Here is a 10,699-nt window from a genome sequence, read left to right as displayed (position 1 = left end):
GCCGCTGGCCTGCCCGGCGCAATCCAGCTAAACAACTCTAACCTTACAGGGAGGGTCGTTTAGCGGAAACAGAAAAAGCACTCCCCCGTGAACCCCTGTTGCGTATGAACGGGATAGTTTCAGCACGAACTAAACGACAAACTGCAATTTATTGCACTGTCGACATAAATAAAATTTTCTCCATAAAAAAACTCAAGGCATCCATTGTTTTCAGATGCCTTGAGTTTTTTATTACTGTACCAAAAGATCTCGGAACTTGGTGAATTCTTTCTGGAAGAACAGCTGCACGCTGTCAACCGGGCCATTACGGTGTTTGGCCACGATGATTTCGGTGATGTTCTTGTTCTCTGTATCCTTATCGTAGTAATCTTCACGATACAGGAACATAACGATATCCGCATCCTGCTCCAACGAACCGGATTCACGCAGGTCAGAGAGCATCGGCTTCTTGATCTGACGGCTTTCCACGGAACGGGATAGCTGGGACAGGGCAATTACCGGTACATCCAATTCGCGGGCCAAAGCCTTCAACGAACGGGAAATCTCCGAGATTTCCTGCTGGCGGTTGTCGCTGTTCTTGCTGGCACGCCCCTGCATCAACTGCAGATAGTCGATGATGATGAGGTCCAGGCCATGCTCGGCTTTGAGACGCCGTGCCTTGGAACGCAGCTCCATGACCGTTATGCCGGCGGTATCGTCAATATAGATAGGTGCCCGGCTCATCTTATCCGCCACGCCTACCAATTTATTCCACTCTACCTCATCCAGCTGACCGGTACGCAGGCGCGAGGCATCAATGCCCCCTTCAGAACAGAGCATGCGCTGCATCAGCTGCTCCTTGCTCATTTCCAAAGAGAAGAAGGCCACATTGCCGCCATGCAGACCAACATAGCTGGCAATATTCAGGGTGAAGGCCGTCTTACCCATTGACGGACGGGCTGCGACCAGAATCAGGTCAGACTTCTGCAGGCCGGCAGTCAGCTTGTCCAAATCCTTGAACCCCGAGCTGATACCCGTGAGCCCGCCTTTCGATTCATAGAGCACATTGATGCGCTCGAAGGTGCGCATCACGATATTCTTCATGGATTCAAAAGCACCACCGCCCTGACGGCTGGCCACGGCGAGAATCTTCTTCTCTGCCTCATCCATGATATTTTCCACTTCATCGCTGTCCTCATAGGCCTTGCCGGCGATTTCCGTCGCTACATTGATGAGGTTGCGAAGTTCCGCCTTTTCCTTGACAATCTTGGCATGATAGCTGACATTAGCCGCCGTGCCTACAATATTAGCCAACTGCGTAATGAAGCCTAAGCCCCCGACTTTGTCCAGCATATCCGTCTTGCGCAGTTCTTCCGTCAAGGTCACCAGATCCACGGCCTCATCATTATTCTGCAGGCGTACCATAGCCTCATAGATGATGCGGTGGGTTTCCCGGTAAAAATCATCCGGACGCAGGATTTCCTGCACCTCGATGATGGCTTCTTTTTTGATGAGCATAGCCCCCAGGACAGCCTGTTCGGCCTCGATATTCTGGGGAGGTACGCGTTCTGGCAATGCCATGTTCTTACTCCTCTTCCTTATCCAATTCCGGCTCAAAGATATAGCGGAAGGCTTCCTCGGCATCAGCGACAGGATGGATAGCCAGACCTAAATGTTCCTGTGGGATATCCTTGCTGTTCTCCTTCGGAATCACCAAAGTCCTGATACCCGCCTGCTTGGCGCCATAAGCTTTTTCAAATACGCCGCCCACAGGGCGCACCCGGCCCGCCAGGGAGATCTCACCGGTGACCGCTACATCCTGACGGATCTTCCGCCCGGTCACAGCACTGGTAATCACCGCAAGGATCGCCGTTCCTGCACTGGGACCGTCGATATTGCCGCCGCCAATCACATTGATATGCACGTCATAATCATGCAGATCTTTCCCTGTGAGCTGCCGCATCACAGACGCGGCATTGAACACAGAATCCTTTGCCATGGAACCAGCCGTCTCATTGAAACGCACCGTACCCTTGCCCTTTTCCTTGGCAGGGAACGCCACAGCTTCAATCTCAATGGCTGAACCCAGGAAACCAGCTACGCCCAGACCGAAGATATGCCCCTGTATGGCACTATCCGAGGCCTTTTTCGTCACATAGGGCGTCAGTCGGCTGACCTGCGTGACCTCATAGATATCCGCCTTGCTGATTTCCACATCCGGCCCGTTTTCCGTGCCCAGGTCTTCCACCCTGAAATCCTCACCGATGCCACAGCGCTCCAGCGCCAGACTATAGGCATCAGCCAGGATATTGATGGCCTTACGGCCCTCAATGGTGTATTCACTGATCAGTGCCGCCACTTCAGCGCTTACATTCACATGAAGCTTAGCCGCCGCATTGCGCACAATCTCCTCAATATGCTTCGGCGTCAACGGTTCAAAGTAAATCTCCGCACAGCGGGAACGCAGGGCAGGATTGATATGCCCCGCATCCCGGGTGGTGGCCCCGATCAGCACGAAATCCGCCGGCGCCCCTTCTTCAAAGAGCTTCTTGATATACGGCGGCACCTTTTTGTCCGTAGGGTCATAATAAGCCGATTCAAAATAGGCACGCTTATCTTCCAGCACCTTCAGCAGCTTGTTCTGCAACATCTCATCCATTTCACCGATTTCATCGATAAACAGGATGCCGCCATGAGCATCCGTGACCAACCCCGGTTTCGGTTCAGGAATGCCGCTGTCAGCCAAGGTCTTCTGTGCCCCCTGATAGATGGGGTCATGGACCGAGCCCAGCAGGGGATTGGTGATATCCCGCGGGTCCCAGCGCAGTGTCGTACCATCCGTTTCCACGAAAGGCGCTTCCTCACCGAAAGGCGAGACCGCCTTTTTCTTGGCTGCTTCCAGCACCAGCCGGGCAGCTGTGGTCTTGCCGACCCCCGGAGGGCCGTAGAGCAGCAGATGCTGCGGATAGGGGGAACTGAGTTTAGCCATCAGGGACTTGACCGCACGTTCCTGCCCGACGATTTCCGAGAAATCCTGCGGGCGCAGCAATTCCATGATGGACTGCGTGAGCTTGATGCTGTCCAGCTTTTCGAGTTTCTCCCGTTTTTCCTTGTCCTGCGGCGACTCAGTGCCGCCCTTTTCGTCCTTCATGACCTGCTGACGGATATCATTGACATAATCCGCATGATCTTTTTCCAGCTTCTCATTGACCTTTTTCTCAATGCTGTCTTCCACATTGCGGCGGGCCACAATATCCGCCACCCGCTCGGAAAGAGCCTCCATGATCTGCGGGATCTGTCCGGCTTTGGGCGCTGGTGAGATCAGGGGATCTTCCCCTAGTATCCGCTGCAAGGCCAACACACGCTCACAGGGATCAGCCGAACGCATGAGATCCAAGGCCTTCATTTTTCCTGCCTGAATGACCAGCTTTTCCGTCCCCATCACATCGACCAGGATGGCATAAAGAGCCTCAATCTGCCGGTCCAACGGCGTTGCATTGCGTGAAGCAGGAGCAGGCAAAGCCTGCTCCTGTTTTTTCGTAAATAAATTGCGAATATAATCCAGTAATTTCATATCAACCTGCCACAACATTGACTTTGATGGTGCTGGTAATCGAAGGATGCACCTTGATCACGGCTTCATATTCGCCGGCACCCGTAACTTCACCCTTGATGGAAATCTTACGGCGGTCAATATCAATCTTTTCCTTCTTCAGGGCATCGGCCACATCCTTGCCCGTCACAGAACCGAAGAGTTTGCCATTCTCACCGATTTTCACGGGAATCGTCACCGAAACCTTCTCGAGCTGGGCAGCCATAAGCTTTGCCTCATCCGTAGCCATGGCCTCCTTGCGTGCCTTGGAACCAGCCTGTGCCTTGGCCACGTTCATATTCTCAGCATTGGCGAGGACTGCCGCCTTGCGGGGCAAAAGGAAGTTGCGGCCGTAACCTTCGGAAACTTCCACGATATCGCCTTTTTTGCCTAATTTCTTAACGTCCTGCTGCAGAATCACTTTCATCTTTATCAGTCTCCTCTATATATTTTTCGCTAATATCTATGACTTTGGCCTTGATCTCTGCCAAATCGCCACCCTTGACCTGAGCACCAGCGACATTCTGATGACCGCCGCCGCCAAAGGCCTCCATGATGACCTGCACATTGAGTTCCCCCGTGGAGCGGGCGCTGAGGCCCACAGTATCCTCGGTCAGCTGGAAAATCAAGATGCTCATGCGCACATTCTCAATGCGCAACAGGCTGTCCGCCGCCTGAGCGGCGATAACCTGAATATTGGGCATGTTCTCCGGAATGGTGGAGATGATCAAGCCACCTGGGAACAGTTCTGACCGGGCTTTTGCACGGGCCAGGGCCACGGTAGTATCGTAGTCAGAGCGGAACAGATGACGCACCATGACGGGGTCAGCTCCACTGCGCCGCAGGTATGCCGCCGCATCAAAGGTGCGCACGCCAGTCTGCACGGCAAAATTCTTCGTATCCACCACAATACCAGAATACAGGGCGGTGGCATCCAGACGCCCCAGACGGATATCTTCCCCAAAGTACATCAAAAGCTCGGTGATCAGCTCACTGGTAGAGCTGGCACCCGGCTCGATATAGACCAGCAGCGGGCTCTTGATGAAGTTCTCGCTGCGGCGATGATGGTCGATAACCACCACCTGCGGCACCCGCTCCAACAAAGTGGGATCGGCCACCAGATGGGGAATATGGGTATCGACCACAATCAGTACGGGATTCAGGGCTGTACTGCCCTTGATATCCTCGGCATGCACAAAGACATCAGCGTATTCCTCTTTATCTTTAAGCAAATCATGGAATTTGTCAATCCCATCATTCATATCCGATAGGACGATATGATAGTTCTTTTCCAGCTGGCGGGCCATTTTCGCCACGCCCATGGCGGCACCAAAGCAGTCAAAATCTTCATTGTGGTGACCCATGATGTAGATTTCGTCAGCACCTTCCATGATTTCGCGGATGGCATGCGCCACCACCCGAGCTTTCACACGGGTATGTTTTTCCACGGCCTTGGCCCGGCCACCGAAGAACTGGGTCTTGCCGTTCATCTGCACAGCAACCTGGTCACCACCACGCCCCAAAGCCAGATCCAGGCCGGCCTGCGCCTGAGCGCCGAGTTCGGCCATGGTCTGGTTCTCCGCCACAGCCACACCCATGGAAAGCGTCACAGGCAAGCGATTCGTACTCTGCAATTGCCGTGCCTTATCCAGCACATCAAATTTTTCATTAAGCGCCTGATCGAGGCCCTGCCGTGTCAGGATCACCACATAGAGATCATCCGACACACGGCGCATGAAGCCGCCCAGATTCTTCATCCACTTATCCAGCGTCTGATTGACAGCCAGAAGCAATGACGTACGTTCGGCCTCAGTCTGTCCCTGCATGACTTCATCATAATTATCAATCTGGATATAGACCAGCACCGTACGGCTCTGCTGATACGTATTCTTGAGCTGCTCATGGCCGGTCACATCCTGGATATACAAAGTCATCAAGGGTTCCTGACGCGGAGCCATCTTCACCGGATGATAGAACACGCGATAATACTTATCCTCATGAGCAAAGACATACTGCCCTTCCTGCCCCCAGACTGGTGCAATGATAATGCCTGGCCAGAGGTCTTTCACATCTGTATCCTGTTCCGGTTTGCTGCCCAGATACTCACTGATACGGTCATTGCACCACTGCAGCCGTCCATCCTCATTGACGATCATGATAGCCTGCGGCAGTTCATCCACCGCATAGTTCAACATCTCATTGATGTTACGCACCACATTGCGGCAATACCGCTCAAAGCGGCGGGACCTGTCCGCACACCGCTCCCGGGCAAAGGAGGCCAAAGCCAGCCAGACCACACCGGCAATCGCTGCAATATAGAAATTATAATAAGACAGCACGCCGATCAGCACCAGCATGATTAAAAGATGTATGCTTAAATCTATCCATGCCGAAAGATTTCGTGGCATTTGGCGCACCTCACTTCTGCTTGCGGGCAGCGAACCGCTGCCGATAATCAAAGAGCATATCGATAAGTCCCGTCATAGCTGTAACCTGAGCCAGGAAAGGATTCATCAAAATAAACACATAGAGAACAATCCGCAGGAACAATCCCACATTGTAATGGCATAACAGGCAATGAACCAGTACCAGGCCCTGCAAGAGCCCAGCCATGATAGCCAAAACATTCGCATTCAAGGACAGCTGATAAAGCCACAGGATCTCCCGGGTTCCCCCCCAATAAAGTCCTACGAGGGCAAAACCAAACAGATACAGGAAAAATTGCGGCAAACGCCATTCACGGAACGGCGGGAACTGCGGCACGCTATGCCCCAGCCGTTTCAAGATCTTGCCGCCAGCCACATAAGCCACCACGGCATAAAAAAGTCCCATCAGGATAAAGACCAGCGGGAACAGATAGTTCAGCATCGTCAGTCCCTGCTCGATATCCGTCCTGGTCTGGGCCAGAGCCTCCTCACTCATACCCAGACCCTCGTAAAGCTGCAGGGAAGAATCAAACGAAGATTTAAGGATATCCACCTGCATAGCCAAGGGATTCACATCCGTGACCAAAAGCAACAAGCCAACAGCCGCCGCCTGCCCGACAATGGCCGCCAACAAGGTCAACATGAAAGTCCGGACCCCGGACAAACCTTTGGCAAAAGCCCAGCCCAGCAATAACCCGGCGGGTGCAAAAGCTACGGTCAAGCGCAGGGATAACAAGGGCTCAACCAGCAAGCCCACCAGTATTCCAGCTGCCAGAGCCGCCAGGCTTCCCCAGCGCAAACCATGCCGTACAACCAACACCACTAAAGGCAAAGGCCATAACAGCACCAGCAAAAAGCCAATAAAAGGCAGATAAACCGCCATCAAAGCCAGCACCACACTGAGTGCCGTAAGTAATCCACTCTCAGTCAGGGGAGTGATTCTATGCTCGCTCATGTCGTCATCCTTTCTGAAAACCACACTTCATTATAACAGAAAAGGATAGGTATGTCTTGAGGGCAGGTACTAAAGAAAATTGACCCCCATTCTTTCCATAACCATGAAAGAACGAGGGTTAAAAACAAATCAATCCTGATCCGCAGGCCGCAGAGCATTATCCAGCGGAGCTCTGGCATAAGGCATGAGATCCGTGAGTTTCGCAGTTTTTACCACACCATCCATATTCGTCATGATGATTTCCTGCACATTGAATTCTGCCAGCAATTGGCAGACCGCACCATTCGGGATGAATGGCTCCTCCGTATCCGCAATGACGGCAATCGCATCAAATTCCCGCTTGCCATCAGCCACTGCCCGGTACATGGCGACTTCCTCGGCAAACACAGAAAGCCGGGGAACGGCATTCTCAATATTGCACCCTGTATAGAAAGTGCCGTCGCTGGCCAATACGCAAGCGCCGATTGCCGCCCTGCCATAAGGGACATAAGCATTATCCATGACCTGCATAGCAGCCCGCACCATGGTATCTACAATCTCAGGATTCATTTCATATTCACTCCTTTTTTCAGCCACTACCACTTATTTCTGCTATTCTCCATTGACAGCCAAAATCCCTTTCAGCTAAAAAAATAAAAGTTCAACCGACATCCACACGGATCACGCCATCAATCTGCCGAACCGCATCCACGATGATGATGCTCTTGATGCTCTGCTTATTGAAAATTTCCAGATCTATATACATACAGCGCTCGCCGCTGCTATCATCCACCTCATCTTCGTCGGCCTTTACCTTTACGCCCCGCACCCGCAGCTGCAAATCTTCCAGGCAGCGGCTGATGCGCATCAGCTGCCCCGGACGGTCTATCGTATGGATATTGAGTGCCAGGTTCTTCTCATGATCCACCCAGTCATCCAGGCGGGAAAGGCTTCCCAGCGTCACAAAAACCAGCGCCGTCGAAAACAACGCGCCCGAATAAAAACCTGCGCCGACAGCCAGCCCCACACCAGCCACGACCCATAGGCAGGCCGCCGTTGTCAGACCGGTGACAGACAGGCCTTCCTTCATGATTGCACCGGCGCCCAAAAAACCGATACCGCTGACCACCTGTGCCGCCAGACGGGCAGGGTCTGCATTCGTCTTTCCTTCCACATCCTGATACAGGCCGATTGACATGACCATGATCAGGCAAGACCCCAGGCATACCAGCACATTCGTCCGCAAACCAGCCGATTTGCGCCGTGATTGCCGCTCATAACCGATAATACCCCCCAGGATGCAGGCAAGAACCAGCCGCAGAAATAATTCCCACTCCGACAGCATGATATCTCACCTCCTGTTTATGTAAAAATAAACCACTTCTATCAATCCTATAAATTCGTGGCCAATTGCTAAAATCCTGCCTGTCCATCATATCCCGGCAGCAGAAAACGAAAATTTATCCACATAGTAATCCACAGCTGTGGATAACTATCTGAGCGATTCTTTTTTTTCTGATTTCTTACTATAATATATAAAGGTGATGTGTGATTTGTTTACAAAAAACAGCCCCAAAACTGTGGATAATGTGGATAAATCCGTGGATAACCCTATATATCCAACTGAAACAACTGCATTCTGCTATATTTTGTGCTTTTATCCCCAGATTTCCTGCCATTTTTTGTGGATAACGCCCAATGCGCATCTAACTTTACAAAATATCATTTTTTCCACAAAGAAAATGGCATTTTTATTAAGTTTGCATTATAGTAGCGGACATCACCAGAAACCTCCTGCCCTAACCAATCCGGCCGGACAAAATCCTCCCCGGCCTGTGAAAGTTCAATCTCTGCCACCACCAGACCTGCATTCGCACCGGCAAAAACATCGATTTCCCATAGATGATCGCCAAGGTATTCATGGTAACGTATCTTGCTCAACACTGGCTGTTCGGCTAATCTCAGCATGGCCTCTGCATCTGCCACAGGAATTTCGTACTCAAACTCAGCCCGTGTAATCCCTTCATTCTTGCCTTTGATGGTCAAATAACCTTTTTCTCCCTTGATTCTTACCCGCACCGTACGTTCTGGTACGGTGGACAGATACCCCTGCGCGATTTTCACCCCCTCAGCCTGCGGCTGCCATTTTTCTTTTACCAGAAACTTGCGTTCGATCTCTATAGCCATCTTCCTCATCCTTTCCATTGTTTCTTCTATTGTAACACTTTTTCCTATTTCTCCCCGTTTTTTTCATATTTCTTTGTTATAATGAGATTTCCTTAATTGATTTATAAGAAATATGCGTTATAATGAGTAAGACTGAGTAGCGAAAATTAGAGAAAAGAAGGTATGATTTTGCAAAGTTCCAACATCCCTCCTCGCAAGGAAAAGAAAAAGCGCCGTATCTGGCCCTGGTTGCTTATGATCCTGGTATTCATTGGCGCAGCTGTGGCCGGCGCCTATTACGCCAGCAGCAGCCTGTTGGAAAAACCAGCCCCCCAGACAAAACAGGAGGAAGAACTCCTCACGGCCAAGGATAAAGCCACCATCATGATCATGGGCGTAGATGAACGCGATGATGATGTCGGCCGCAGCGATACCCTGATGATCGCCTCCATCGATCCGAAGACCAATCAGGCCACACTCCTGTCAGTCCCTCGTGATACCCGTGTAAAAATCAAGGGGCATGGCTTTGACAAAATCAATGCTGCCTACGCTTATGGCAAGGAAAGACTGTCTGAGGAAACAGTTGAAAACCTGTTGGGCGTAGACATTGACCATTACATCATCATAAATACAAAATCCTTCAAAAAGATCATCGATGCCATTGGCGGCATTGATATCGACGTTCCCAAACGCATGCATTACGAAGACCCCTGGGATGATGATGGTGGTCTCATCATCGACTTCCAGCCAGGCATGCAGCACATGGATGGCGCCAAGGCCGTAACCTACGTGCGTTATCGTGATGAGGAAGGCGATCTGGGCCGTATCCGCCGCCAGCAGGATTTCGTACGGGCCTGCATGGAAAAGATTGTCTCCCCCGCCATCATTCCCAAACTCCCCAGCGTAATCAAGGAAGTCATGGAATCCATCGAAACCGACCTTACCTTGCGCCAGCTGCTGGAATTTGCAGGAACGCTCAAAGAATCCAAGGAAAACGGTCTCAAGACGGATATGGTTCCTGGCAAGCCCATGTATATCGACGGCATCAGTTATTGGATCCCGAATCTCAACAAGCTCCGCCTGACGGTAGCAGATACATTGGGTGTTTCCCTCAGTGGCAAGTATAAGACGAAAATGGAAGCCGATATCCGGGAATACGAGAACAGCATCCCGGCCAACGCCAGCGAAGTCCCGGCCAGCGATACCTCCATCGGCCGAGCCCGTCCTTCTGACAGCAGCAAAAATCACCGCCGAGAACGGGAGGAAAAGAGCGATACGGACAAACGCAACGCTGAACCGGTCATTGACCGCAGTGAACGCAGCCGCATTGAAGAACAAAACAGCAGTCGCGACAACAGCGAAGAACGTCCCAGCCGCCGCAGTACACCGAGTAACGAAACCAGAACGGATGCGGTCATCCCCCCGACGCCCAGCGCCGATATCAGCAAAACCCGCTGACTGAAAAATAAACCATCATAAAAAAAGTCCGCTCCAAGCTGCACGACAAAAGTCAGCTTGAGCGGACTTTTTCCGTTACGAATTTATCGACAAGGTCCTATCCCAGGCGTTATAATACAGTTAGAAATAATTTTACATGCATAC

At 51.6% G+C, this 10,699-nt stretch carries 9 protein-coding genes; 1 reads left to right on the top strand and 8 read right to left on the bottom strand.

The window, feature by feature from the left end; all coding sequences use genetic code 11:
- Positions 1–231: 231 nt before the first annotated feature.
- From dnaB to BUB68_RS02530, 8 genes are all read right to left on the bottom strand, one after another.
- On the bottom strand, positions 232–1,560 hold the full coding sequence (dnaB, locus tag BUB68_RS02565) for a replicative DNA helicase (RefSeq protein WP_178139450.1): 1,329 nt from the start codon (positions 1,558–1,560) through the stop codon (positions 232–234).
- 4 nt (positions 1,561–1,564) lie between these two features.
- Positions 1,565–3,553 (bottom strand): Lon family ATP-dependent protease, encoded by a 1,989-nt coding sequence (gene lonC / locus BUB68_RS02560; protein WP_143188062.1) that lies wholly within the window; start codon positions 3,551–3,553, stop codon positions 1,565–1,567.
- 1 nt (position 3,554) lies between these two features.
- Entirely contained in the window at positions 3,555–3,998 is a 444-nt protein-coding gene (rplI, locus tag BUB68_RS02555; protein ID WP_073088237.1) for a 50S ribosomal protein L9, read from the bottom strand.
- On the bottom strand, positions 3,970–5,979 hold the full coding sequence (locus BUB68_RS02550) for a DHH family phosphoesterase (RefSeq protein ID WP_073088236.1): 2,010 nt from the start codon (positions 5,977–5,979) through the stop codon (positions 3,970–3,972). The genes rplI and BUB68_RS02550 overlap by 29 nt, the downstream gene beginning before the upstream one ends.
- 10 nt (positions 5,980–5,989) lie before the next feature.
- Positions 5,990–6,952, bottom strand: coding sequence for a YybS family protein (locus BUB68_RS02545; protein ID WP_073088235.1), 963 nt, complete (start codon positions 6,950–6,952; stop codon positions 5,990–5,992).
- 129 nt (positions 6,953–7,081) lie between these two features.
- A complete protein-coding gene (locus BUB68_RS02540) occupies positions 7,082–7,501 on the bottom strand; it encodes a cytidine deaminase (RefSeq protein WP_073088234.1) in 420 nt (139 codons plus the stop codon).
- A 91-nt stretch (positions 7,502–7,592) separates the two neighbouring features.
- Positions 7,593–8,276, bottom strand: coding sequence for an MgtC/SapB family protein (locus BUB68_RS02535; protein ID WP_178139449.1), 684 nt, complete (start codon positions 8,274–8,276; stop codon positions 7,593–7,595).
- Positions 8,277–8,653: 377 nt separating this feature from the next.
- A complete protein-coding gene (locus BUB68_RS02530; RefSeq protein WP_073088233.1) occupies positions 8,654–9,118 on the bottom strand; it encodes a CYTH domain-containing protein in 465 nt (154 codons plus the stop codon).
- Positions 9,119–9,280: 162 nt separating this feature from the next.
- On the opposite strand from BUB68_RS02530, the gene BUB68_RS02525 reads away from it, so the two are divergent.
- Entirely contained in the window at positions 9,281–10,555 is a 1,275-nt protein-coding gene (locus BUB68_RS02525) for an LCP family protein (protein ID WP_073088232.1), read from the top strand.
- The last annotated feature ends 144 nt before the right edge of the window (positions 10,556–10,699 follow it).

Origin of the sequence: Pseudoselenomonas ruminantium (assembly GCF_900142515.1) — a bacterium.
Classification (GTDB): domain Bacteria; phylum Bacillota; class Negativicutes; order Selenomonadales; family Selenomonadaceae; genus Selenomonas_A; species Selenomonas_A ruminantium_D.
Note: the sequence above shows the minus strand (reverse complement) of the source record. Positions and strands in the feature narration are given on the sequence as shown.

Coding starts and splice junctions, on each gene's coding strand:
- dnaB (WP_178139450.1), bottom strand. CDS start 1,560: ATGGCATTGCCAGAACGCGTACCTCCCCAGAATATCGAGGCCGAACAG.
- lonC (WP_143188062.1), bottom strand. CDS start 3,553: ATGAAATTACTGGATTATATTCGCAATTTATTTACGAAAAAACAGGAG.
- rplI (WP_073088237.1), bottom strand. CDS start 3,998: ATGAAAGTGATTCTGCAGCAGGACGTTAAGAAATTAGGCAAAAAAGGC.
- BUB68_RS02550 (WP_073088236.1), bottom strand. CDS start 5,979: ATGCCACGAAATCTTTCGGCATGGATAGATTTAAGCATACATCTTTTA.
- BUB68_RS02545 (WP_073088235.1), bottom strand. CDS start 6,952: ATGAGCGAGCATAGAATCACTCCCCTGACTGAGAGTGGATTACTTACG.
- BUB68_RS02540 (WP_073088234.1), bottom strand. CDS start 7,501: ATGAATCCTGAGATTGTAGATACCATGGTGCGGGCTGCTATGCAGGTC.
- BUB68_RS02535 (WP_178139449.1), bottom strand. CDS start 8,276: ATGCTGTCGGAGTGGGAATTATTTCTGCGGCTGGTTCTTGCCTGCATC.
- BUB68_RS02530 (WP_073088233.1), bottom strand. CDS start 9,118: ATGGCTATAGAGATCGAACGCAAGTTTCTGGTAAAAGAAAAATGGCAG.
- BUB68_RS02525 (WP_073088232.1), top strand. CDS start 9,281: ATGATTTTGCAAAGTTCCAACATCCCTCCTCGCAAGGAAAAGAAAAAG.